Source organism: Serratia sp. CY32780, assembly GCF_052169135.1.
Taxonomy (GTDB): domain Bacteria; phylum Pseudomonadota; class Gammaproteobacteria; order Enterobacterales; family Enterobacteriaceae; genus Serratia; species Serratia sarumanii.
Genome location: NZ_JBJNLI010000001.1, coordinates 2,601,554 through 2,626,412 on the forward strand (window position 1 = coordinate 2,601,554; position 24,859 = coordinate 2,626,412).

21 protein-coding genes are annotated in these 24,859 nt (G+C 59.2%); 4 read left to right on the forward strand and 17 right to left on the reverse strand.

Features of this window, described 5'->3' with window-relative positions:
- Positions 1–4 precede the first annotated feature (4 nt).
- The 9 genes from nuoI to lrhA all read right to left on the reverse strand — a co-directional run bounded on the left by nuoI (position 5) and on the right by lrhA (position 10,920).
- A complete protein-coding gene (nuoI, locus tag ACJ8HH_RS12565) occupies positions 5–547 on the reverse strand; it encodes an NADH-quinone oxidoreductase subunit NuoI (RefSeq protein ID WP_025160170.1) in 543 nt (180 codons plus the stop codon).
- A 14-nt stretch (positions 548–561) separates the two neighbouring features.
- Entirely contained in the window at positions 562–1,539 is a 978-nt protein-coding gene (gene nuoH / locus ACJ8HH_RS12570) for an NADH-quinone oxidoreductase subunit NuoH (RefSeq protein WP_004936022.1), read from the reverse strand.
- A complete protein-coding gene (gene nuoG, locus ACJ8HH_RS12575) occupies positions 1,536–4,274 on the reverse strand; it encodes an NADH-quinone oxidoreductase subunit NuoG (protein WP_039567075.1) in 2,739 nt (912 codons plus the stop codon). The genes nuoH and nuoG overlap by 4 nt, the downstream gene beginning before the upstream one ends.
- 76 nt (positions 4,275–4,350) lie before the next feature.
- Positions 4,351–5,697, reverse strand: coding sequence for an NADH-quinone oxidoreductase subunit NuoF (gene nuoF / locus ACJ8HH_RS12580; protein WP_033648045.1), 1,347 nt, complete (start codon positions 5,695–5,697; stop codon positions 4,351–4,353).
- Entirely contained in the window at positions 5,694–6,245 is a 552-nt protein-coding gene (gene nuoE, locus ACJ8HH_RS12585; protein ID WP_060451727.1) for an NADH-quinone oxidoreductase subunit NuoE, read from the reverse strand. The genes nuoF and nuoE overlap by 4 nt, the downstream gene beginning before the upstream one ends.
- Before the next feature lie 2 nt (positions 6,246–6,247).
- Complete coding sequence (gene nuoC, locus ACJ8HH_RS12590) at positions 6,248–8,044, reverse strand: NADH-quinone oxidoreductase subunit C/D (protein WP_004936036.1); 1,797 nt, start codon at positions 8,042–8,044, stop codon at positions 6,248–6,250.
- Positions 8,045–8,140: 96 nt separating this feature from the next.
- Positions 8,141–8,815 carry a NuoB/complex I 20 kDa subunit family protein gene (locus ACJ8HH_RS12595; protein ID WP_004936039.1) on the reverse strand — a complete coding sequence of 225 codons (675 nt, stop codon included), beginning with the start codon at positions 8,813–8,815 and terminating at the stop codon, positions 8,141–8,143.
- A gap of 15 nt (positions 8,816–8,830) precedes the next feature.
- On the reverse strand, positions 8,831–9,268 hold the full coding sequence (nuoA, locus tag ACJ8HH_RS12600) for an NADH-quinone oxidoreductase subunit NuoA (protein ID WP_025303663.1): 438 nt from the start codon (positions 9,266–9,268) through the stop codon (positions 8,831–8,833).
- 707 nt (positions 9,269–9,975) lie between these two features.
- Complete coding sequence (gene lrhA / locus ACJ8HH_RS12605; RefSeq protein WP_004936045.1) at positions 9,976–10,920, reverse strand: transcriptional regulator LrhA; 945 nt, start codon at positions 10,918–10,920, stop codon at positions 9,976–9,978.
- 856 nt (positions 10,921–11,776) lie between these two features.
- Here lrhA and ACJ8HH_RS12610 point away from each other — a divergent pair.
- Both ACJ8HH_RS12610 and yfbR read left to right on the forward strand, forming a co-directional pair.
- Positions 11,777–12,991 (forward strand): pyridoxal phosphate-dependent aminotransferase, encoded by a 1,215-nt coding sequence (locus tag ACJ8HH_RS12610; RefSeq protein ID WP_004936047.1) that lies wholly within the window; start codon positions 11,777–11,779, stop codon positions 12,989–12,991.
- Positions 12,992–13,098: 107 nt separating this feature from the next.
- Entirely contained in the window at positions 13,099–13,698 is a 600-nt protein-coding gene (yfbR, locus tag ACJ8HH_RS12615) for a 5'-deoxynucleotidase (RefSeq protein WP_025303666.1), read from the forward strand.
- 27 nt (positions 13,699–13,725) lie between these two features.
- Here the strand turns inward: yfbR and ACJ8HH_RS12620 are convergent, their stop codons facing one another.
- The 4 genes from ACJ8HH_RS12620 to yfbV form a co-directional block, all read right to left on the reverse strand.
- On the reverse strand, positions 13,726–15,576 hold the full coding sequence (locus ACJ8HH_RS12620; RefSeq protein ID WP_072270997.1) for an SLC13 family permease: 1,851 nt from the start codon (positions 15,574–15,576) through the stop codon (positions 13,726–13,728).
- A gap of 79 nt (positions 15,577–15,655) precedes the next feature.
- Positions 15,656–16,312, reverse strand: a complete 657-nt coding sequence (locus ACJ8HH_RS12625) for a sugar phosphatase (protein WP_060420045.1) — start codon at positions 16,310–16,312, stop codon at positions 15,656–15,658.
- Positions 16,313–16,329: 17 nt separating this feature from the next.
- Complete coding sequence (locus ACJ8HH_RS12630; RefSeq protein WP_016926898.1) at positions 16,330–16,824, reverse strand: YfbU family protein; 495 nt, start codon at positions 16,822–16,824, stop codon at positions 16,330–16,332.
- Positions 16,825–16,967: 143 nt separating this feature from the next.
- Positions 16,968–17,423 (reverse strand): terminus macrodomain insulation protein YfbV, encoded by a 456-nt coding sequence (gene yfbV, locus ACJ8HH_RS12635; RefSeq protein WP_004936061.1) that lies wholly within the window; start codon positions 17,421–17,423, stop codon positions 16,968–16,970.
- A 358-nt stretch (positions 17,424–17,781) separates the two neighbouring features.
- Here yfbV and ackA point away from each other — a divergent pair, with 358 nt between their 5' ends.
- Together ackA and pta are read left to right on the forward strand one after the other, a co-directional pair.
- Positions 17,782–18,984, forward strand: coding sequence for an acetate kinase (ackA, locus tag ACJ8HH_RS12640; RefSeq protein WP_055312511.1), 1,203 nt, complete (start codon positions 17,782–17,784; stop codon positions 18,982–18,984).
- 74 nt (positions 18,985–19,058) lie between these two features.
- Positions 19,059–21,218 (forward strand): phosphate acetyltransferase, encoded by a 2,160-nt coding sequence (pta, locus tag ACJ8HH_RS12645; RefSeq protein ID WP_049203683.1) that lies wholly within the window; start codon positions 19,059–19,061, stop codon positions 21,216–21,218.
- Positions 21,219–21,283: 65 nt separating this feature from the next.
- Here the strand turns inward: pta and ACJ8HH_RS12650 are convergent, their stop codons facing one another.
- Genes ACJ8HH_RS12650 through ACJ8HH_RS12665 form a run of 4 tightly spaced genes read right to left on the reverse strand, consistent with a single transcriptional unit; the run spans position 21,284 to position 24,785 of the window.
- A complete protein-coding gene (locus tag ACJ8HH_RS12650) occupies positions 21,284–22,243 on the reverse strand; it encodes a transketolase family protein (protein ID WP_197766259.1) in 960 nt (319 codons plus the stop codon).
- Positions 22,236–23,087, reverse strand: coding sequence for a transketolase (locus ACJ8HH_RS12655; RefSeq protein ID WP_084827352.1), 852 nt, complete (start codon positions 23,085–23,087; stop codon positions 22,236–22,238). The genes ACJ8HH_RS12650 and ACJ8HH_RS12655 overlap by 8 nt, the downstream gene beginning before the upstream one ends.
- Before the next feature lie 13 nt (positions 23,088–23,100).
- Positions 23,101–24,480, reverse strand: a complete 1,380-nt coding sequence (locus tag ACJ8HH_RS12660; protein WP_004936074.1) for a PTS ascorbate transporter subunit IIC — start codon at positions 24,478–24,480, stop codon at positions 23,101–23,103.
- Between the two features lie 23 nt (positions 24,481–24,503).
- Positions 24,504–24,785 (reverse strand): PTS sugar transporter subunit IIB, encoded by a 282-nt coding sequence (locus ACJ8HH_RS12665; protein WP_025303676.1) that lies wholly within the window; start codon positions 24,783–24,785, stop codon positions 24,504–24,506.
- Positions 24,786–24,859: the final 74 nt, after the last annotated feature.

Consider the following 24,859-nt stretch of genomic DNA (forward strand, 5'->3'; position numbering starts at 1 on the left):
CTCCTTAGGGCAACAGACCTTTGACGTCGATCGGTTTGGCTTCGTTTTCGGCTTCGCCTTTGGCTTTGCCGTCAATCGCCATACCGGCCATCCGGTAGAAGTTATATTCCGGATATTTACCCGGCCCCGAGATCAACAGATCTTCTTTTTCGTACACCAGATCCTGACGCTTGTACTCACCCAGTTCGAAATCCGGCGTCAGCTGGATAGCGGTAGTCGGGCAAGCCTCTTCGCACAGGCCACAGAAAATGCAGCGCGAGAAGTTGATGCGGAAGAACTCCGGATACCAACGGCCGTCTTTCTGCTCCGCTTTTTGCAGCGAGATACAGCCGACCGGGCAGGCAACCGCACACAGGTTACAGGCGACGCAGCGCTCTTCGCCGTCCGGATCGCGCGTCAGCACGATGCGGCCGCGGTAGCGCGGCGGCAGGTAAACCGGTTCTTCCGGATACATCTGGGTTTCGCGCTTGGCGAAGGCATGCATGCCAATCATCCAAATGCTGCGCACCTGGGTGCCGAAACCAACCACTAACTCTTTCAATGTCATGGTTTATTCACCCCTTATTGAGCGTTGTACAAAATGACCGCGGCGGTTGCCAGCAGGTTCAGCAGCGTCAGCGGCAGGCACACTTTCCAGCCGAAGGACATCACCTGGTCATAACGCGGACGCGGCAGCGCGGCACGGATCAGGATGAACATCATCATGAAGAAGGCCGTTTTCAACGCGAACCAGATGAATGGCGGCAGGAACGGACCCTGCCAGCCGCCGAAGAACAACGTCACAATCAGGGCGGACACGGTGACGATACCGATGTATTCCCCCACGAAGAACAGACCGAACTTCATGCCGGAATATTCGATGTGGTAACCGTCGGCCAGTTCCTGCTCGGCTTCCGGCTGGTCAAACGGGTGACGGTGACACACCGCCACGCCGGCGATCGCGAAGGTCACGAAGCCGAAGAACTGCGGAATGACGTTCCAGACGTGCGCCTGGGATTCAACGATGGCCTGCATGTTGAACGAATCCGCCTGCATCACCACGCCCATCAGCGACAGACCGATGAACACTTCGTAGCTCAGAGTTTGCGCGGAGGCGCGCATCGCGCCCAACAGCGAGTATTTGTTGTTGCTCGACCATCCGGCGAACAGCACGGCGTACACCGCCAGGCCGGCCATCATCAGGAAGAACAGAATACCGATGTTGAGATCGGACACCGCCCAGGTCGGGCTGACCGGCACGATGGCAAATGCCAGCAACAGGGAAGTAAAGGCGATCATCGGCGCCAGGGTGAAGATCACCCGGTCGGAGAATCTCGGCACCCAGTCTTCCTTGAAGAACATTTTGATCATGTCGGCGACCAGCTGCAGCGAGCCGCCCCAGCCTACGCGGTTCGGTCCGTAGCGGTTCTGGAACAGGCCGAGCAGGCGGCGTTCGCCAAAGCTCATGAATGCCCCGCACGCCACGACCACCAACAGGATCACGACCGCTTTAAGAATGGCGATCAGAATGTCGATCACCTCAGGGGTAAACCAGCTCATCGTGCCGCCTCCCGCAGATTGTCTACCTTAGCACCCACCAAGATCGGCGGGATCCCTGGCAAGCCGAGCGGCAAACCAACCTGGCCCTGGGTCAGGGTTTCACTCAGACGCACCGGCAGACGCAGGGTCTGGCCCGCACAGCTGAACTCCACCAGGCTGCCCGCGTTGACGCCAAGCGTCGCCGCGTCGGCCGGGTTGACCATCACGTAGGCTTCCGGCATGCGCTGCTGGATCACGTGAGAGCGCTGCGACATTTCGTCACTGCCGAACAGGTGGTAGTACGGCGCGACACGCCAGCCGTCGTTCGGATTGAACGCGGCAGGCACGCGGTGGAAGTAACCGAGGCTGCCCTCCCCCGCTTCGATCAGGCGCACGCCCGGATCGCCGTGGCGCAGTTTGCCGCCCACTTCGGCCTGGAACTTGTTCCATGCCTGCGGTGAGTTCCAGCCTGGCGCCCAGGCGAACGGGATCTGCTGACGATCAGCCAGCGGGCTGTTGTTCCCTTCCATCGAGAAGGCGAACATGGTGTCTTTATCCTGCGGCTGACGCGGCTCGTGCACGCTGATGTTGGCGCGCATGGCGGTACGGCCGCTGGAGCGGTGCGGCGAACGCGCCAGCTTCTGACCGCGAATGCGGAAAGTCGCGTCCGGCGCGGCGTCGACGATGCCCTGCAGCTGCGGCAACGCGGCGACGCAAGCGGCGATCACGTCATCGAGCTGGGTCCAGTCCACGTGGCGGCTGGTGTAGGTGGAGTGCAGCGAGTGCATCCAGCGCCAGCTTTCCAGCATCACGGTGAACTGATTCTTCTTGGCGTCGTCGTAGTAGGCCGGATCGTATACCTGGAAGAAGCGCTGCGCGCGGCCTTCCTGGTTGATCAGCGTACCGTCGCTCTCGGCGAAGCTGGCCGAGGAGAGGATCAGGTTGGCTTTGTCCATGATCGCGGTGCGCTGGTGGTCGGCGACGATCAGGTTATTAACCTTGGCCAGCGCCGCGTCCACCTGCGCCGCCGGCGCATGACGATAGAGATCGTTTTCCATCACGATGGCGGTATCGGCTGCGCCGCTCGCCAGCTGTTCCAGCGCCTGATCGAGCGAACCGCCGCCGATCATCGCCAGGCCCATGCTGTTGGCTGCGCCCGCCACGAAGGTGATGCCGACGTCGGAACCGCGGCCCTTCAACGCTTTGGCAATGTTGGCCGCCGCTTCGATGATGGCTTCGCTGCCGGCGTTGCTGCCGGTAATAATCAGCGGTTTGCGTGCGCCGGTCAGCGCCTGCACGATGATATCGACTTTCTTGTTCAGGCCTTCAGCCAGATCGTTCACCGCCGGCGCCGCGCTGTCCAGCGCGTGAGCGATGGCGAAACCGAAGCGCGCCTGCTCGTCTACCGGCGCGCGGTAGTTCCAGGCGGCGATGTCGTCCAGGCGGGTGTTGTCGACGTTGGTGGTGAACAGCGGGTACTTGGCGTGCTGGCCGATGTTCTGCACCGCCGCGATCTGCCAGTCGGCCACGCGTTGCGCCGCCGCCATCGCGCGGGCTTTGCCCTTGACGGCCTGGCGCACGGACAGCGCGATGCGCGCGCCGGTTTGCGTCAGGTCTTCGCCCAGCACCAGCACCGCGTCGTAATCTTCGATCTCACGCAGCGCCGGCGTATGGACACCGCCGTTTTTCAGCACGTTCAGCATCAGCGCCAGGCGTGATTGCTCCGCCTGAGCGATACCGGTGTAGTAGTTCTCGGCGCCGACCAGCTCGCGCAGTGCGAAGTTGCTTTCCAGGCTGGCGCGCGGGGAGCCGATGCCGATGGTTTTCTTCGCCTGACGCAGGATGTCCGCCGCGCCCTGCATCGCCTGCTCGGCGTTCAGGGTGATCCAGTCATCGCCGCGCAGCTGCTGCGGTTGACGCGGACGATCTTTCTGGTTGACGTAGCCGTAACCGAAGCGGCCGCGGTCGCACAGGAAGTAGTGGTTCACGCTGCCGTTGTAACGGTTTTCGATACGGCGCAGCTCGCCATAGCGCTCGCCCGGGCTGGTGTTACAGCCGATGCTGCACTGCTGGCAAATGCTCGGCGCGAACTGCATGTCCCATTTACGGTTGTAGCGCTCGGAGTGCGTTTTGTCGGTGAATACGCCGGTCGGGCACACTTCCACCAGGTTGCCGGAGAACTCGCTTTCCAGCGTGCCGCTTTCCGGGCGACCGAAGTAGACGTTGTCGTGCGCGCCGTACACGCCGAAGTCGGTGCCGTCCGCATAGTCTTTGTAGTAACGCACGCAGCGGTAGCAGGCGATGCAGCGGTTCATCTCGTGCGAGATAAACGGCCCCAGCTCCTGGTTGTTGTGGGTGCGCTTGGTGAAGCGGTAGCGGCGGAAGCTGTGGCCGGTCATTACCGTCATATCCTGCAGGTGACAGTTACCGCCTTCTTCACAGACCGGGCAATCGTGCGGGTGGTTGGTCATCAACCACTCGACCACGCTTTCACGGAACTGCTTCGCTTCGCCGTCATCGATGGAGATGAAGGTGCCATCGGATGCCGGGGTCATACAGGACATCACCAAACGGCCGCGCGTATCTTCCGCGTTTTGGTATTGCTTTACCGCACATTGGCGGCAAGCGCCGACGCTTCCCAGCGCCGGATGCCAGCAAAAGTAAGGAATATCAAGGCCGAGGGAGAGACAAGCCTGCAGCAGGTTGTCCGCTCCGTCTACCTCATACTCTTTGCCGTCTACATGAATCGTAGCCATAGTCAGCATGCTTCCAAGTGGCCTGCCTTGCGGCAGGCGTTAATCAAAAATTCTGGCCGTGTTCGGGCGAGTCGGCTTACCAGCGCTGCTTCAGCAGATTGTTCGGCTGAATGCCGCCAATCGCATGGGCGTTGCTGAAGTGCTGCACGGCGATGCCCGCCTCGAACTCTTCACGGAAATATTTAATCGCGCTTTGCAGTGGCTCTACGGCACCTGGCGCGTGGGCGCAGAAGGTTTTGCCCGGGCCGAGGGAACGGCACAGCTGTTCGAGGGTTTCGATATCCCCCGGCTGCCCTTCGCCGTTTTCCAACGCACGCAGGATCTTCACGCTCCACGGCAGGCCGTCGCGGCATGGCGTACACCAGCCGCAGGACTCGCGGGCGAAGAACTCTTCCAGGTTACGCACCAGCGGCACCATGCCGATCTCGTGGTCTACCGCCATCGCCAGCGCGGTGCCGAGGCGGCTGCCGGCTTTGCCGATTGCGCCGTATTCCATCGGCAGATCGAGATGATCGGCGGTCAGGAAGTCGGTCCCCGCGCCGCCTGGCTGCCAGGCTTTGAAGCGCAGACCGTCGCGCATGCCGCCGGCGTAGTCTTCCAGGATCTCGCGCGCGGTGGTGCCGAACGGCAGCTCCCAAACGCCCGGATTTTTCACCCGGCCGGAGAAGCCCATCAGCTTGGTGCCTTTGTCCTCACTGCCGGAGATGCCGGTGTACCACTCCACGCCGTTCGCCAAAATGGCCGGTACGTTGCACAGCGTTTCGACGTTGTTGACGCAGGTCGGCTTGCCCCACACGCCGGCGCTGGCCGGGAATGGCGGCTTGGAGCGCGGGTTGGCGCGGCGGCCTTCCAGCGAGTTGATCAGCGCGGTTTCTTCGCCGCAGATGTAACGGCCGGCGCCGGTGTGCACGATCAGCTCGAAATCAAATCCGGTGCCGAGAATGTTCTTGCCCAGATAGCCGGCTTCGGTGGCTTCCGCGATGGCGCGACGCAGATGCGCCGCCGCTTCGATGTACTCACCGCGCAGGAAGATGTACCCACGGTAGGCTTTCAGCGCGAACGCGGAGATCAGCATGCCTTCCACCAGCAGGTGCGGCAGCTGCTCCATCAGCAGGCGGTCTTTATAGGTGCCCGGCTCCATTTCATCGGCGTTACACAGCAGGTAACGGATGTTCATGGATTCGTCCTTCGGCATCAGGCTCCACTTCAAACCGGTGGAGAAGCCCGCGCCGCCGCGGCCCTTCAGCCCGGAGTCTTTCACCAGGCCGACGATCTCGTCCGGGGCCAGGCCTTTGAGGGCCTTTTCCGCGCCGGCATAGCCGTTTTTGCTGCGGTATTCGTCCAGCCACAGCGGCTGCTTGTCATCACGCAGCCGCCAGGTCAGCGGATGCGTTTCGGGAGTGCGTACAATGTGCTTGGTCATTGATACTGCTCCAGTAGCGTCTCGATATCTTCAGGCTTCAGCTGACTGTGAGTGTCGTCATCAATCATCATGGTCGGCCCTTTATCGCAGTTGCCCAGACAGCAGGTCGGCAGCAGCGTGAAGCGGCCATCAAAGGTGGTTTGACCCGGCTTGATGTTCAGCTTCTTCTCGATAGCGGCCTGAATGCCCTGGTAACCGGTGATGTGACAAACAACGCTGTCACAATAACGGATCACGTGACGTCCTACCGGCTGACGGAAAATCTGGCTGTAGAACGTGGCCACGCCTTCTACGTCGCTGGCGGGGATGCCCAGCACTTGCGCGATGGCGTAAATCGCACCGTCCGGAACCCAGCCGCGCTGCTTCTGCACAATTTTCAGTGCTTCGATGGAAGCGGCGCGCGGATCCTCGTAATGATGCTTTTCGTGCTCGATCGCATCACGTTCTTCCGCACTCAGTACAAATGCATCAACGCCGCTCTGAGGAGCGGCTGCGTTGATGGGCTCGAGCGCATCATTGACTGCGTGATTGTCTTTTTGAGAGTGCATAATTAGCGGTCCACATCTGACATAACAAAATCGATACTACCCAGATAGACGATCAGGTCGGAAACCAGGCTGCCACGGATGACCGATGGGATCTGCTGCAGGTGCGCAAAGCTCGGCGTACGTACCCGGGTGCGGTAGCTCATGGTGCTGCCGTCGCTGGTCAGGTAGTAGCTGTTGATCCCTTTGGTGGCTTCAATCATCTGGAATGATTCGTTGGCTGGCATCACCGGGCCCCAGGAAACCTGCAGGAAGTGGGTGATCAGCGTTTCAATGTGCTGCAGCGTGCGCTCTTTCGGCGGCGGCGTGGTCAGCGGGTGATCGGCCTTGAACGGGCCTTCCGGCATGTTGTTCAGGCACTGTTCGAGGATGCGCAGGCTCTGGCGCAGCTCTTCCACCTTCAGCATCACGCGGGTGTAGCAGTCGCTGGTGCCGTCGCCGACCGGCACTTCGAAGTCGAAGTTCTCGTAGCCGGAGTACGGACGCCATTTACGCACGTCGAACTCGACGCCAGTGGCGCGCAGGCCGGCGCCGGTCACGCCCCACTCCAGCGCTTCTTTGGCGTTGTAAGACGCTACGCCGATGGAACGGCCTTTCAGGATGCTGTTCTTCAGCGCCGCTTTCACGTAGGAGTCCAGACGCTTCGGCATCCAGTCGAGGAATTCACGCAGCAGGCGATCCCAGCCGCGCGGCAGATCGTGCGCGACGCCGCCGATGCGGAACCAGGCCGGGTGCATACGGAAACCGGTGATCGCTTCCACCAGATCGTAGATTTTCTGGCGGTCGGTAAAGGCGAAGAACACCGGGGTCATCGCGCCGACGTCCTGAATGAAGGTGGAGATGTACAGCAGGTGGCTGTTGATGCGGAACAGCTCGGACAGCATCACGCGGATGGTGTCGACGCGCTCCGGCACCTTGATGCCGGCCAGCTTCTCGACCGCCAGCACGTAAGGCATTTCGTTCACGCAGCCGCCGAGGTACTCGATACGGTCGGTGTACGGAATGTAGCTGTGCCAGGATTGGCGCTCGCCCATCTTCTCGGCGCCGCGGTGGTGATAGCCGATATCCGGCACGCAGTCGACGATCTCTTCGCCGTCCAGCTGCAGAATGATGCGGAACGCACCGTGCGCGGACGGGTGGTTCGGGCCGAGGTTGAGGAACATGAAATCTTCGTTCTCGGTGCCGCGCTTCATGCCCCAGTCTTCCGGCTTGAAGGTCAGCGCTTCCATCTCCAGATCTTCTTTCTGCTTGGTCAGCACGAAAGGATCGAATTCGGTGGCGCGCGCCGGGTAGTCCTTGCGCAGCGGGTGCCCTTCCCAGGTCTGCGGCATCATGATGCGCGACAGGTGCGGGTGGCCGTCAAAGGTGATGCCGAACATTTCCCAGGTTTCGCGCTCGTACCAGTTGGCGTTCGGGAACACCTTGGTCGCCGTCGGCACGTGCAGGTCTTTTTCAGACAGCGCCACCTTCAGCATGATGTCGCGGTTGCGTTCGATGGAAATCAGATGGTAGAAAACGGAGAAATCCGCAGCGGGCAGGCCGTCGCGGTGGGTGCGAAGACGTTCGTCCACGCCATGCAGATCGAACAGCATGACATACGGCTTCGGCTGTTTTCTCAGGAACGTCATTACTTCCAGCAACTGGTCAGGTTTAACCCATACCACGGGCATGCCGGTGCGGGTGGCCTGAACAGTAAAGGCTTCCGGCCCAAAACGGTTGCGCAGTTCGCCGATCACCGGGTCGTCAAGGTGATCTCGGGTCTGCCAGGCAGGCAAGGCGTCGTGCGTCGTCAAATCTGTCATAATTTTTTTTCACCACACTAAAGGGTTATTCGCCGCAAGTTTCACTTTTCGCTGTGTTAACCAATAGCGCACTAAGATGGACGTTAAATGAACGTCTTAAATCTCGTCAGGCGTCCGGAGGTTGGTCACCGCGATGCGTTCGCCGTGTTTACGCTCTCTTTCAGACTGCATATTGGCGCGGTAAACGCCCTGATCGCCGACAACCCACGACAGCGGGCGACGTTCTTTGCCGATGGATTCCTGCAGCAGCATCAGCGCTTGCATGTAGGCTTCCGGACGCGGCGGGCAGCCGGGAATGTACACGTCGACCGGCAGGAACTTGTCCACGCCCTGCACCACGGAATAGATGTCGTACATGCCGCCGGAGTTGGCGCAGGCGCCCATCGAGATCACCCACTTAGGCTCCAGCATCTGCTCGTACAGGCGTTGGATGACCGGGGCCATCTTGGTGAAACAGGTACCGGCCACCACCATCAGGTCAGCCTGACGCGGGGAGGCGCGCAGTACTTCCGCACCGAAACGCGCCACGTCGTGAACGGCGGTAAACGACGTCACCATCTCCACGTAACAGCACGAAAGGCCGAAGTTATACGGCCAAATAGAGTTTTTACGCCCCCAGTTCACCATGTCATGCAGCGCATGTTCGAGTTTACCCATGTAAACCGTGCGGTGGACCTGTTGTTCCAGGGGATCGGCGACGATCTCCTGTTTTTGCAGGGGATAACGGTCGTTCTCACCGTTCGGGTCTATGCGGGTGAGCGTATAGTCCATCTTAATGCCTCGCTGTTACTGCGGATGACTGTTGGTGTTAGTGATCGTGCTCGGTTTGCTGCGGCGTTGGGAACGCGCCGGAGTCCAATCCAACGCGCCGATGCGCACCAGATAAACCAGACCGGCCAATAGCACCAAAATGAAAATGGCGGCTTCGATAAAGCCTACCCAACCGCTCTCGCGAACCGAGACCGACCAGGCATACAGGTATAAGGCTTCAACGTCGAAAATAACGAAGAACATGGCCACCAGGTAGAACTTGGCGGACAAGCGCATGCGCGCCGTACCGACCGAGTCGATGCCTGATTCAAACGGGGTGTGTTTGGCGCGCGCCCGGGCTCTCCCGCCCAAGAAGAACGCACCCAGCAGCATTAAGCCGCAAAGCCCGATAGCCACGACGAGAAATACGGCGAGCGCCCAGTGATGAGCGATAACTTCAGTGGTTGTTGACATACTCTATGCTTACTCATCAAAAGTGGCGTCGATCGCGCTGCTCTTGTCACCGGCAGTTAGTGCGCCACATCGATTTAAGGGAAGGATAAATAACCACACAAACAAACTGCTTTTACAGCGAGTTAGGCAGCGTTTTTCTGTGGGCTTTTTACTCCTTTCTATAACCTTTTGTCAACTTTGACAAAAGTATCTACACACTAGTTTACATACGTATCATTTGATTAACATTTGATGCGCCAGGGGCTGGCTAAATCGTGTCAGTTAATTTTTGTGTAGAAACAGATAGATATAAACCAACGTGCACATTTCAGTTTTACTATACCATTGTCTCAGGAATTCCCTGTTCTTCCACTCACTACCTAGGGGTATTTTTTTGATCCAGGACACGTTTTCAGCATAAATCCTCAAAAAAAGTGTGGCCCTTTAACAATTTTCCTCAAATTAAGCCGCAAAAACGGCCGCTATAAGCTAACAAAATAACCCTGCTATTACCATGCCTTTAACCCATTCAATCTTATTGCTCAAAAAACAAACTCAGCGTCTTAAACCCGGCCAAACTCTCTTTTCAGTAACGCTTAAAAGTTAATAAAACAGCCAACTCATAACAAAATCGTCATTAAATCCCTATAACAGTAAAAATCGCCAAAAAAAGGGCAAAAAAAACCTCCGCCGAAGCAGAGGTTTTCATCAGATCTAACGCCGCGGCGTTATTCTTCTTCGTCCACCAGGCTGGCGTCATCCTGATCGCCCTGGAGACCGGCTTCCGCGCCGTTGAAGCCATAACCGTCATTGCCGCCCTGCATTGCGCTGAAGATGGCCATCGCCAGCTCATTGCTGCACTGCGCGTTTTTGCACAGCGCATACTGGGTATCCGGCAGCGGCGGCAAACCTTCCACCGCCCCCAGCACCCGCAGATCGGGGCTCATCATCTCGATCGGCCGCGCGGTCACGCCCAGGCCGGCCTTACAGGCCGCCCGCACTGCGGACAGCGTGGAAGCGACGTAGGCGATTCGCCAAGGGATACCGGCTTCGTCCAGCTGCTTGATCGCCAGCGCGCGGAACGGGCTTGGCTCATCCATCACCACCAACGGGATCGGTTCGCCCGCCTGATAGTGGTAATCGGCGGCGCAGTACCACAGCGTCGGCGATGTGCGCAGCACGATATGCGGATGTCCGGCCGGATCGGCCGTGGTCACCGCCAGATCGATCTCGCCCTCTTCCAGCAGATCGACCATCGTCGTGCTGCGCTTTACGCGCACGTCAATGGCCAGCTTCGGATAGATGGCGGTCACGCGGTTCAACAGGAAAGGCAGAATGGTATCGGCGGTGTCGTCGGAAGCGCCGATGGTCAGAACACCTTTAATATTGTTGTACATCAGCGAGGTACAGGCTTCGTCGTTAAAGCGCAGGATCTTCCTGGCATAACCGAGAAGCTGAATACCATGCTCAGTCAGGAGTTTGTTACGCCCATGGCGGGCAAACAGTTCTTTGCCGACCAGTTGCTCTAATCGCTGCATTTGTTGACTGACGGCTGATTGAGTACGGCATACGGCAACCGCCGCCGCCGCAAAGGTATTCAAATCAGCAACCGCAACAAAGGTTCTTAGCAGATCGAGGTCGAGATTAAGTATCGGACGATTTGCAGTTGTCATAGTGTATTCTTCACTTTTTTAAATTCTAATTTACGAACTACTACCCTGGTGTGTTTCTCAGACGCCGTTGAAAAGGACGGAGCCTGTTATGACAGTACCCCACTCATAAGTGGAGGGCAAAAAAATTACTTATGATTCGTTACCTCTATCGCTTTTTAAAATGCGATCTATCGATGGTGCTTATAGAACGCGGGGGACTGAATACCGGTGAAAAGGGAAAACCCCCACCGAACCTGAGATTTTACTCATTCATACTGCCTAATTTCCACTCCATTCGTGCTACTGAGAACCCTTATCAACCGGCGTTCAGACTGCATTACAGAGCAAAAAAGATAAATAATTAACGGTACCGACTTCGTGTTACCACTCAATGAATTTAATAAATTCAATCAGTAAGATTTTTGCTTTAAATAATAATCCTATAACCACATAAACAATGCTTAAGGTAAAATATAAAGTAAAGCTAATGTAAATATGTCATTTTTCTTAGTGTGGTGCGCTAACTGACACCCCGCTATCAGACAACTCCGGTATTATCGTTCCTTTACAGTTTATTGAAGCCTATTCTCCCTTTCGGCTTATCAGTTCACTGCTTCCAGCCACGATCGCCGGCACGTCGCGTTTATCGAGGCGGGATTTTACAGAACAAAACCCTAGTAAAATTATAGTTCATGAAATTATGAACCACAAAATAACTTTACCTTTGCTTATCATAACTAAAATCCCCCGTTACGACATGCATTTGCACCAAAGGCGTGCAAAACCCTTCAAAAGCAACTACGCCAGGAGTACATTGGGCGGGTTGCGGCGTCCCACGGTAGGAGCGCCCCTATCCCAGCAAAAGGCTCAACTTTTTATGTCCCCCATTGAGAAATCCAGCAAACTGGACAACGTCTGCTATGACATTCGCGGCCCGGTGCTTAAAGAAGCTAAACGTCTTGAAGAAGAAGGCAACAAAGTCCTGAAACTGAACATCGGCAACCCTGCCCCGTTCGGTTTCGACGCCCCGGACGAAATCCTGGTCGACGTGATCCGCAATCTGCCCACGGCGCAAGGCTACTCCGATTCCAAAGGCCTCTTCTCGGCGCGTAAAGCGATCATGCAGCACTACCAGGCGCGCAACATGCGTGACGTGACCGTTGAGGATATCTACATTGGCAACGGCGTCTCGGAGCTGATCGTCCAATCCATGCAGGCGCTGCTCAACAGCGGCGACGAAATGCTGGTGCCGGCGCCGGACTACCCGCTGTGGACCGCTGCGGTATCGCTTTCCGGCGGTAAGGCCGTGCACTACCTGTGCGATGAGCAGGCCGGCTGGTTCCCGGATCTGGACGACATCATCAGCAAGATCACCCCGCGCACCCGCGGCATCGTGATCATCAACCCGAACAACCCGACCGGCGCGGTTTACAGCAAAGCGCTGCTGGAACAGATCGTCGAGATCGCCCGTCAACACAACCTGATCATCTTCGCCGACGAGATCTACGACAAGATCCTGTATGACGAAGCCGAGCACCATTCGATCGCCGCGCTGGCGCCGGATCTGCTGACCGTGACCTTCAACGGCCTGTCGAAAACCTACCGCGTGGCGGGCTTCCGCCAGGGCTGGATGGTGCTGAACGGGCCGAAGAAACACGCCAAAGGCTATATCGAAGGGCTGGAGATGCTGGCTTCGATGCGCCTGTGCGCCAACGTGCCGATGCAACACGCCATTCAAACCGCGCTGGGCGGTTATCAGAGCATCAGCGAATTCATTCAGCCCGGCGGCCGCCTGTACGAACAGCGCAACCGCACCTGGGAACTGCTCAACGACATTCCGGGCGTCTCTTGCGTGAAGCCACAGGGCGCGCTGTATATGTTCCCGCGCATCGACGCCAAGCGCTTCAACATTCACGACGACCAGAAACTGGTGCTGGACCTGCTGCTGCAGGAAAAAGTGCTGCTGGTGCAGGGCACCGCGTTCAACTGGCCTTACCCGGATCACGTGCGCATCGTCACCCTGCCGCGCGTAGACGAACTGGAAATGGCGGTCGGCAAGCTGGGCCGCTTCCTGGAAGGTTACCACCAGTAATCGCCCGGGGCGCAGCGCCTTGCTGCGCCCTTCTCTCATTGCCCGGTTGCAAAATTCGCCGTCACTGCTTCACAATGGGGCCCTCACTTGCCGTTAAAGAGAGCACCATGAGCCAGAGCCATTTCTTCGCCCATCTGTCCCGCCTGAAACTGATCAACCGCTGGCCGCTGATGCGCAACGTGCGTACCGAGAACGTCTCCGAACACAGTCTGCAGGTGGCCTTTGTCGCCCACGCGTTGGCGGTGATCAAGAACCGCAAATTCAACGGCAACCTCAACGCCGACCGCGTTGCGCTGCTGGCGATGTACCACGACGCCAGCGAAGTGATCACCGGCGACATGCCGACGCCGATCAAGTACTACAATCCGCAGATCGCCCATGAATACAAGAAGATCGAAAAGATCGCCCAGCAAAAGCTGCTGGACATGATCCCCGCGGAGCTGCGCAACGATTTCCGCACCATTCTCGATGAGCACTACTACAGCGAAGATGAAAAGCAGGTAGTGAAGCAGGCAGACGCGCTGTGCGCCTACCTGAAATGCCTGGAGGAACTCTCTGCCGGCAACAACGAATTCACCCTGGCCAAGGCGCGGCTGGATAAAACCCTGGAACAGCGCCGCAGCCCGGAAATGGACTACTTCATGGACGTGTTCATTCCCAGCTTCAGCCTGTCATTGGACGAAATCAGCCTCGACAGTTCGCTGTAACCCCGCCGGCGCAGCCTCGCTGCGCCGTTAAAAGCCGTAGAGCCACGGCACCACAATCACGCTGACCGCCATCACCAGCAGAGTGAACGGCACGCCGAGACGCACGAAATCGCCGAACTTGTAATTGCCCGGCCCCAGCACCAACGTGTTGACCGGTGAAGAGACCGGCGTCATAAAGGCGGCGGACGCGGCGATGGCGATAATCATCGCAAATGGGTATGGCGAGACGCCCATTTCGCGCGCGGCGGCGATGGCGATCGGCGCCATCAGCACCGCCGTCGCGGTGTTGGAAATAAACAGGCCGATGGTGGCGCACAAGACGAACAGGCACAGCAGCATCACGCGCGGCCCCGCGCCGCCTGCGACGTCCATCAGCCCGCTGACGATCAGATCCACCCCGCCGGTCTTTTGCAGCGCCTGCGCAAACGGCATCATCCCGACGATCAAAATAATGCTCGGCCAATGGATCGATTTATAGGCGCTTTCCATATCGATACAGCGGAACTTACCCATCAGCAGGCAAGCGATCAGCGCCGCGATCGGATTGGGGATTTCGTCGGTCAACATCATTGCCACCATCAACGCCAGGCAAAACAGCGCGTGCGGCGCCTGCGTGATCGCCGGCGCCACTTCGTCCACCTCAGCCGGCAGGTTGAGCACGATAAAGTCGTGGGTTTTGGCCTGCAGCTGACGGATCGCCTTCCAGTCACCGATCACCAGCAAAATGTCGCCCAGCTCCAGCGGCTCGTCCACCAGCTTGCCGCCCAGCGTCTCGCCGTGGCGGCGGATGCCCACCACGTTGAGATCGTAGCGGCTGCGGAACGCCGCTTCGCGCAGGCTTTTGCCCAGCAGCGCCGAGTCCGGGATCAGCGACACTTCCGCCATGCCGACGTTGCGCGACTGTTCAGAGAAGTAATCGCCGCGCAGCACCATCGGCTCCAGCCGCTGCTCGCCGCAGAATTCGCGCAGATCGACCTGGCTGTCCGACATGTCGATCAAAAGAACGTCGCCCTCGCGCAGCTCGGTGCTGCCAGAGGCGCTGACCATCACCCGCCGGAAGCGTTTCCAGCGCTCGATACCCACCACGTTGGCGCCATAACGCGCACGCAGGTGCAGTTCATCCAGCGAACGCCCGATCAGCGGCGAAGCGCTGCGGACAGCCAGCCGCCGCGCGCGACCGGTCAGCTTGTAGTCGCGGATCAAATCGCGGAAGGTACGGCGCTGCCAGTCATCGCCGGCTTTGCCCGTTTCACCGCTGCCCAGCCAACGCCGGGCGATCAGCATGTAACCGACGCCCAGCGCCAGCACCACCAGGCCAATGGGCGTTACGCTGAAGAAACCGAAACCATGGATGCCTTCTCGCACCAGTTCGCTGTTGACCACCATGTTGGGCGGCGTGGCCACCAGCGTCATCATGCCGCTGATAAGCCCAGCGAAGCTGAGCGGCATCATCAGCCGCCCCGGCGCGATCTTCATTCTGGCCGTCACGCTGAGCACTACCGGGATAAAGATCGCCACCACGCCGGTCGAGCTCATGAACGCGCCCAGCCCGGCGACCGTCACCATCAGCAGCATCAACATTTTGGTTTCGCTGCTGCCGGCCACTTTCACCAGCCAGTCCCCCACCTGATAGGCCACGCCGGTGCGCACCAGCCCTTCGCCGATCACGAACAGCGCCGCGATCAAAATCACGTTGGGATCGCTGAAACCGACCGTCGCCTCCTGCAGGCTGAGCGTGCCGCTCAGCACGAAGGCGATGATCACCAACAGGGCCACCACGTCCATGCGCAGCTTGTTGGTGGTAAACAGCACGATGGCAATCAGCAGTAAACTCAGCACCCACAGTAATTCGCTGTTCAAAACGGCCTCATCCGGCAAATGTCCAAGGGTCTAAAAAATAGCATAAAAAAACCCCGCCGAAGCGGGGTCTAATCAATTAGGGTGAAGATAATGCCGCTCAGGCCAGCCGGCGAACGATCGCGCCCTGCGCCGTTTTATCGACGGCGATCTGCGCCAGCGAATCCAGCCGCAGGTCGACCTGCTCCAGCTTCGGCGCATCCGCCGGCGCGTTGACCGCAATCACCTGACAGCCCGCCGCCAGGCCGGAGAGAATGCCGGCCGGCGCGTCTTCAACCACCACGCACTCGTGCGGCGCAAGCCCCAGGCGCTCGGCGCCCAGAAGATAGGCGTCGGGCTGTGGCTTACCGTGTTTAACCTGCTCGGCGGTGATGAACACCTCCGGCTGCGGCAAACCGCCGGCCTGGCGGCGAGCGCCGGCCACCGGCACCGAACCGGAGGTGACGATCGCCCAAGGGATACCGAGCGCGTTCAGGCGCTCCAGCAGCGCAATCGCGCCCGGCAGCGCGCGAACGCCGTCGGTATCCTGCGCTTCGGCCTGCTCCAGCAATTCGAACTCGCGCTGAATTTCCGCTTCGCTTTCGCCCGGCATAAAGTGGCGCAGAGAAGTAATGGCCTGTTTACCGTGAATGAAATCCAGCACCGCTTGCGGGTTGACACCGCGGCGCTCGGCCCAGTGCGTCCAGGCGCGCTCTACCGCCGGCAATGAATCCACCAGGGTGCCATCAAGATCGAACAGAAAACCCTTACACTCCACAGAAAACCTCTTCTTAATCAAGCATTGATGATTTGCGCTATCTCAACGGCGCTCAGGTGATACTGGCGCGGACAGGCCAGCCAGATCGCCAGCATACGCTGGTATTTTTCCCACATTTTGGTCTGGGCGTTGAAACCGTGGCTGCCGGAATCGAAGTGAGTATAACGCCCCTCGGTGCTGACCAGGAAACGCACGTAGCTCAGGTAGCGCGCTTCGGTGGCGGCGTCGAAGCCGAGAAACGCCAGGCGGCGCTCGTCCAGATCCTGCTTCTCTTTCAGGTTGCCCCAGGAAACCTGCAGCGCATGGTGCATCTCCATCACGTTGATGATGGTGCGGCACACCTCTTCGCTCAGTTCGCCGAAGTCGCGATCCAGTTCGCGCATTTGCAACCCGAAGCCGCGTTCGACGATGGTTTGCAACCGGCGATAACGGTCGCCGTTGTCCGGGTCGAGCAGGGTCATCATCTTGTACTGGTTCGACAGGATCAGCCGCTGGGCGTTGGTCATTTCCATCAGGATTTCCTCATTTCTGTGTGATGGCGGGAGCATCGCACAGCGCAAGAACGCAGGAAATCACAACTCGACCGTTCTTTGATTTAAACCGGGGTTATTGGCGCTTTGACGAAAAAGGCCGCATCAACGCGGCCTTTTCTCAGTTACAGATCGTCGAGGAAGGTTTTGTCCAGCTGCTTAAAAGCACGTTTGAGCAGATCGGCCAACGTCTGATAGGTCGGCGTGCCTTCGAGCGGCGCGACCGCCTGCCCGGCTTCCGTCAGCTTGTTGCGCACCTCATGGAACCATTGCAGCAGCGTCGGCGGCAGCGGCGTGACCGAACGGCGCCCCAGCCACCACAGTCCCTGCATCGGCAGGCTGCAGGCGAACAGCGCGGTAGCGATCGCCGGGCCGAGCTGACCGCCAAGCGCGATCTGCCAGGTCAGCGTGAAAATCGCCAACGGCGGCATGAAACGGATAGCGAAACGGGTGGCACGCGCAACGCGGTTCTCCGGAAAGACCGGTGCCAGACGTTTGTCCGACGGCCAGGTTTTCATATAATGCTGCCCGCGCTGGAAGACCTGAAACCAGCTTACGGAACCGGACGGTTTGCTCGTCATTGCGTACCTCAACGTCACGTAAAGAAACTAAAAGCGTGCTGCCAGAGACCATACTAAAAAATTTGAAGCTTTAAATTTATTTTGTGTTTGCACCGGGCTATCGGTATCCTAAGCCGGCCTTGTGGCCGGTAGAAGATGACGCAAATTTTGTCAACTTTTAGCCCTATAAAAATCAAGATTATTTAAACCGCAGAGAAATCATCGGTTTTTCCATCATCCTGTGATTTGTGCACTTCACATGATGTTAATCATAAATGTCATCGGCACTATGCGCTACGCTTGTTGTCTGATTGACGATTAATTCACCACGTGTTTTCGATTTTCTTTTAACAACACGACTATTTAAGTAGGTACTTCCATGTCGAGTAAGCTAGTACTGGTTCTTAACTGCGGCAGTTCTTCTCTGAAATTCGCCATCATCGATGCCGTTAACGGCGACGAATTCCTCTCCGGTTTGGCCGAGTGTTTCCACCTGCCTGAAGCTCGCATCAAGTGGAAAATGGACGGCGCCAAACACGAAGCTGCCCTGGGGGCCGGCGCTGCACACAGCGAAGCGCTGAACTTCATTGTTAATACTATTCTGGCACAAAAACCAGAGCTTTCTGCGCAGCTGACCGCTATCGGCCACCGCATCGTGCACGGCGGCGAGAAGTTTACCGCTTCCGCCGTGATCAACGACGAAGTTCTGCAGGGTATCAAAGATTCCGTGCCGTTTGCACCACTGCACAACCCGGCTCACCTGATCGGCATCGCGGAAGCGCTGAAATCCTTCCCTAACCTGGCCGACAAGAACGTTGCCGTGTTCGACACCGCGTTCCACCAGACCATGCCGGAAGAATCTTACCTGTACGCCCTGCCGTACAGCCTGTACCGCGACCACGGCGTTCGCCGCTACGGCGCACACGGCACCAGCCACTTCTACGTGACTCAGGAAGCCGCGAAGATGCTGAACAAGCCGGTAGAAGAAGTGAACGTGATCACTTGCCACCTGGGCAACGGCGGTTCCGTTACCGCAGTGCGCAACGGCCAGTGCGTTGACACCTCCATGGGTCTGACCCCGCTGGAAGGCCTGGTGATGGGCACCCGCAGCGGTGACATCGATCCGGCTATCATCTTCCACCTGCACGATTCTCTGGGCATGAGCGTTGACCAGATCAACAAGATGCTGACCAAAGAATCCGGCCTGCTGGGCCTGACCGAAGTCACCAGCGACTGCCGTTACGTTGAAGACAACTACGACAGCAAAGCCGACGCCAAACGCGCCATGGACGTGTTCTGCCACCGTCTGGCCAAATACATCGGCGCATACAGCGCCCTGATGGAAGGCCGTCTGGACGCGGTGATCTTCACCGGCGGCATCGGCGAGAACGCCGGCATGGTGCGTGAGCTGACCCTGAACAAACTGGGCCTGCTGGGCTTCGAAATCGACCACGACCGCAACATGGCCGCTCGCTTCGGCAAATCCGGCGCCATCACCAAAGACGGCAGCCGCCTGGCGCTGGTGATCCCGACCAACGAAGAGTTGGTCATCGCGCAGGACGCATCCCGCCTGACCGCGTAATGCTCTCAAAACACCGTCAGCCCAGGCTGACGGTGTTGTTTTAGCCTCATGTTAATCGTGAAGAGGACTATTCTGTGTCACGTACTATTATGTTGATCCCCACCGGCACCAGCGTCGGCCTGACCAGCGTCAGCCTGGGTGTCATCCGCTCCATGGAGCAAAAAGGCGTTCGTCTGAGCGTGTTCAAGCCTATCGCTCAACCGCGCACCGGCGACAACGCGCTCGACCAGACCACCACCATCATCCGCAGCAGCAACTCCACCATTACGGCGGCCGAACCGCTGCGCATGGACTACGTTGAGGGCCTGCTGAGCTCCAACCAGCAAGACGTGCTGATGGAAGAGATCGTGGCGCGCTACCACGAGAACACCAAAGACGCGGAAGTGGTGCTGATCGAAGGCCTGGTGCCGACCCGCAAGCATCAGTTCGCCAACGCGCTGAACTACGAGATCGCCAAAACCCTGAACGCCGAGATCGTCTTCGTGCTGGCGCTGGGCAACGACTCGCCGGCGCAGCTGAAAGAGCGCATCGAACTGGCGCGCACCAGCTTCGGCGGCAGCAAGAACAAAAACATCACCGGCGTAATCATCAACAAGCTGAACGCACCGGTCGACGATCAGGGCCGCACCCGTCCTGACCTGTCCGAAATCTTCGACGACTCCACCAAAGCCAGCATCGCCCACGTCGATCCTGCGCAGCTGTTCGCCAACAGCCCGCTGCCGGTTCTGGGCTGCGTGCCGTGGAGCTTCGATCTGATCGCCACCCGTGCCATCGACATGGCTCGCCACCTGAAGGCCCGCGTGGTCAACGAAGGCGACATCATGACTCGCCGCGTGAAGTCCGTGACCTTCTGTGCGCGCAGCATCCCGCACATGCTGGAACACTTCCGCCCGGGCTCTCTGCTGGTGACCTCCGCAGACCGTCCTGACGTGCTGGTCTCCGCCTGCCTGGCGGCGATGAACGGCGTGGAAATCGGCGCCATCCTGCTGACCGGCGGCTACGCCATCGACGAGCCGATCAAGAAGCTGTGCGAACGCGCCTTCCAGACCGGCCTGCCGGTGTTCATGGTCGACACCAACACCTGGCAGACCTCGCTGAGCCTGCAGAGCTTCAACCTCGAAGTGCCGGCGGACGACCACCAGCGCATCGAGAAAGTGCAGAACTACGTGGCCAGCCACATCAACACCGAGTGGATCGACTCGCTGACCGCCACCTCCGAACGTTCACGCCGTCTGTCTCCACCGGCGTTCCGTTACGAGCTGACCGAGCTGGCGCGTAAAGCCGGCAAACGCATCGTGCTGCCGGAAGGCGACGAGCCGCGCACCGTGAAAGCGGCAGCCATCTGCGCCGAACGCGGCATCGCGGAATGCGTGTTGCTCGGCAACCCGGACGAGATCCAGCGCGTCGCGGCAGCGCAAGGCGTTGAGCTGGGCAAAGGCATCGAAATCGTCGATCCGGTCGCCGTACGTGAAAACTACGTGCCGCGTCTGGTTGAGCTGCGCAAGAGCAAAGGCATGACCGAAGTGGTCGCGCGCGAGCAGCTGGAAGACAACGTGGTGCTCGGCACCCTGATGCTGGAACAAGGCGAAGTCGACGGTCTGGTCTCCGGCGCGGTTCACACCACCGCCAACACCATCCGTCCGCCGTTGCAGCTGATCAAAACCGCGCCGGGCAGCTCGCTGGTGTCCTCCGTGTTCTTCATGCTGCTGCCTGACCAGGTACTGGTCTACGGCGACTGCGCGATCAACCCGGATCCGACCGCCGAGCAGCTGTCTGAGATCGCCATCCAGTCTGCGGATTCCGCCGCGGCCTTCGGCATCGAGCCTCGCGTAGCGATGATCTCCTACTCCACCGGCAACTCCGGTGCGGGCAGCGACGTCGAGAAAGTGCGCGAAGCGACCCGTCTGGCGCAGGAAAAACGCCCGGACCTGATCATCGACGGCCCGCTGCAGTACGACGCCGCCATCATGGCCGACGTTGCCAAGTCCAAGGCGCCGAACTCACCGGTAGCCGGCCAGGCGACCGTGTTCATCTTCCCGGATCTGAACACCGGCAACACCACCTACAAAGCGGTACAGCGTTCCGCTGACCTGGTCTCCATCGGGCCGATGCTGCAAGGCATGCGCAAGCCGGTGAACGACCTGTCGCGCGGCGCACTGGTTGACGATATCGTCTACACCGTTGCGCTGACGGCGATCCAGTCTTCCCAGGCTGATGCTGCCGCCAAGGCCTGATACCCTTCGGGGTAGGTGATAAAAAAAACGCCGGTCATTGACCGGCGTTTTTCTTTTTACCCTCTCTAACGCGCCAGCAATTGCCCGGCAGCCTCCAGAATATGCTCGGCGGTCAGACCGTACTCCTGCTGTAGAAATGCCTGGGTGCCCACCTGGCCGTAACGCTCCTTCACCCCCACGCGCCGCATTGGCGTCGGGCACTCTTCCGCCAGCACCTCCGCCACCGCCGATCCCAGCCCATTATGAATGCTGTGATTTTCACAGGTGACGATGCGCCCGGTTTTGGCCGCATAGGTTTTGATCAGTTCACGGTCGATAGGCTTGAGGGTGAACATATCGATCACCGCCGCGCTGACGCCCTGCTGCGCCAGCATCTGCGCCGCCTTCAGCGCCTCCGCCACCATGATGCCATTGGCAATCAGCGTAATGTCGTCTCCGTCGCGCAGCAGGTTGCCCTTGCCGATGGTAAAGCGCGAGCCCTCCTGGTAGATGCGCGTCGCCTGCTTGCGAATGGTGCGCACCCAGTAGAAGCCGCGCAGATCCATCAGCTGGCGCAGAATATCGGCGAACATGGTGGCGTCGGTTACCTCCAGCACCACCGAATGCGCCAGCCCGCGCACGATGCCCATATCCTCGAACGACATGTGGGTGCCGCCGTTGTGGCAGGCGCTCACCCCGGCGTCGGAGGCGATTACCTTGACGTTGTTGCGCTGATAATCCAGCGACATGAACAGCTGATCGAAACAGCGGCGGCTGGCGAAGGCGGTAAAGGTATGCACGAACGGCACCCGGCCGGTGAGCGACAGCCCGGCGGCGACGCCGATCACGTTGGCCTCCATGATGCCGCAGTTGATCACGTGCTGCGGGTGATCCTTGTGCACGCCATCCATCGCCATCGAGCTCATCAGATCCGCCTCCAGCGCGATGATCGGCGCGCTCGCCTCAATCTGCCGACGCACCGCGCCGGCGTAGACTTTGCGCATTTCGACGGCGTCGTTTTCCAACTGCGTCACTACGTTAAACATGGGCGGCCTCCAGTTCGGCGATGGCTTTTTCGATTTCCTGCTGCACGTCCGGCGTCAGGCGCAGGTGGTGAGAGTTCGACAGGTTTTCCAGATAGGCCACGCCCTGCCCTTTGATGCTGTCGAGCACGATCGCCAGCGGCCGCTGTTCGCCGCCGCGCGCCGGCGCCACCGCCGCCAGCAGCGCCGCGATGTCATCGCCCTTGATGGTCTGCACCTCAAAACCGAAGGCGCGGAACTTGGCGGCCAGATCGAACGGTTGGATCACCTCGTCCAGCGCGCCGTCCAGCTGTTGCTTGTTGTAATCGATGAACAGCGTCAGGTTGTTCAGATTGTGGTGGGCGATAAACTGGAACGCCTCCCAGCACTGCCCTTCGTTCAGTTCCCCGTCACCGAGGATGCTGAACACCCGATTGCGGCGCCCCGCCAGCCGATGGGACAACGCCATGCCGGCGGCGATCGATACGCCCTGCCCCAGCGAGCCGGTGGTGGCGTCCACGCCGCGCGTGCGCAGCCGGTCCGGGTGGCTCGGCAGACGCGTGCCGTTCTGGTTGAGGGTCTTCAGCTCCGCCAGCGGGAAGTAGCCCTTGATCGCCAGCGTGCTGTACAGCGCCGGGCCGGCGTGCCCTTTCGACAGCACGAAGTCATCGCGCTCCGGCCAGTCCGGATCCGCCGGATCGATGCGCATCACGCTGCCATACAGCACCGCCAGCGTCTCCACCACCGACATGCAGCCGCCGTAGTGGCCGAAGCCCAGCCCGGTCAGCGCTTTCAGCGTTTCCAGGCGGATCGCCCGCGCCAGGGTATACAGCTCTTCAATTTCCGTTTCGCTCGTTGTGTAGTTCATCAGTCTGCCCTCGTTATTTCTCGACGCGGTCAGCGGCCGGCGCGCCTTTGCGTTTTCCCAGGAAGTTATGCGCCACCAGCAGCGCGAACACGGCGACGATCGCCAGCATGATCATCTCCTTCGACATAAAGCGCGCCATATTGCCCAGCAGGATGCCGATCGCGCCGAAGTCGGCGTCGGAGAAGGTGGTGTTGGCAAAGCCCAGCGCCCCCAGCACCGGCAGCAGCAATACCGGCAGGAAGGTGATCAGCAGCCCGTTGGCGAAGGCGCCCAGCATCGCGCCACGCCGCCCGCCGGTGGCGTTGCCGAACACCCCGGCAGTAGCGCCAGTGAAGAAGTGCGGCACCACGCCGGGCAGGATCAATACCATCTTCAGCTGCCCCAGCAGGAACAGCCCGGCCAATCCGCCAAGGAAGCTGAACAGGAAGCCGATCAGCACCGCGTTGGGGGCATAGGGATAGACCACCGGGCAATCCAGCGCCGGCCGCGCATTCGGCACCAGCTTTTCCGAGAAGCCGGTGAACGCCGGCACGATTTCCGCCAGAATCAAACGCACGCCCTGCAGGATGATGAACACCCCGGCGGCGAAGGTGATGGCCTGAATGATCGAATACACCAGGTAGTTCTGGCCGCCGCTGAGCTCGCTTTCCACATAGGCCCGCCCGGCGCAGATCGCCAGGATCAGGTAGATGACGATCATGGTCATCGAGATCGAAATGGAGCTGTCGCGCAGGAAGCTGAGGTTTTTCGGCAGGTTCATCTCCTCGGTCGAGCGCGAGTTTTTACCCACCTTCGAGCCGATCCAGCCGGACAGCACGTAGCCCAGGGTGCCGAAGTGGCCGAAGGCGATATCGTCATTGCCGGTGATGCGGCGCATATAGCGCTGGGCGATCGCCGGGAAGAACGCCATCACCAGCCCCAGGGTCAGCGCGCCGGTAAACACCAGCTGCACGCCCTCGAAGCCCGCCACCGTTAGGATGATGCCGATCATGCAGGCCATGTAGAAGGTGTGGTGGCCGGTCAGGAAGATGTATTTCAGCCGGGTGAAGCGCGCCACCACGATATTCGCCACCATGCCGAACGCCATGATCAGCGCGGTGGAGGCGCCGTATTTCTCCAGCGCGATGGAGACAATGGCTTCGTTATTCGGAATGATGCCCTGAATATTGAACGCGTGTTCGAACATGCCGCCCAGCGGATTGAGCGATCCGACCAATACCGTGGCGCCGCCGCCCAAAACGATAAAGCCGAGAATGGTTTTTACCGTGCCTTTTACCACGTCGGAAAACGATTTCTTTTGCGCCAGCAAACCGATCAGCGCAATAAGCCCGACCAATACCGAAGGCACCTTTAATATATCCACCACAAACTTAAGCGTTTCCTGGATAAACATATCCACCTCGCCAATCGTTTTATTCAGATGATTGAGTGGGCTTCGAAGTAAGCGCGCAGCTTGGCTTCCAGCTCATTAATGTCGATGATGTTGCTGATCACCACCAGCTGCTCGGCCGGTACGCTGGCGCTGTCGGCGATGTCTTTCGCCATCACGAACACGTCGGCGGCGCCGGGGGTGGCGGACGACAGATCGGAGTGTTCGACCTCGGCCTCCACGCCCATCTTTTTCAGCACCTTTTTAATGTTCATTTCCACCATAAAACTGCTGCCGAGACCGGAACCGCAAATCGCCATGATTTTCATAATATCCACCTGTTGAATTTAGCGTGTAGGGTAGCGCCGCCGGTCATATTCCCGGCGTTGTTAGCATTAATAGT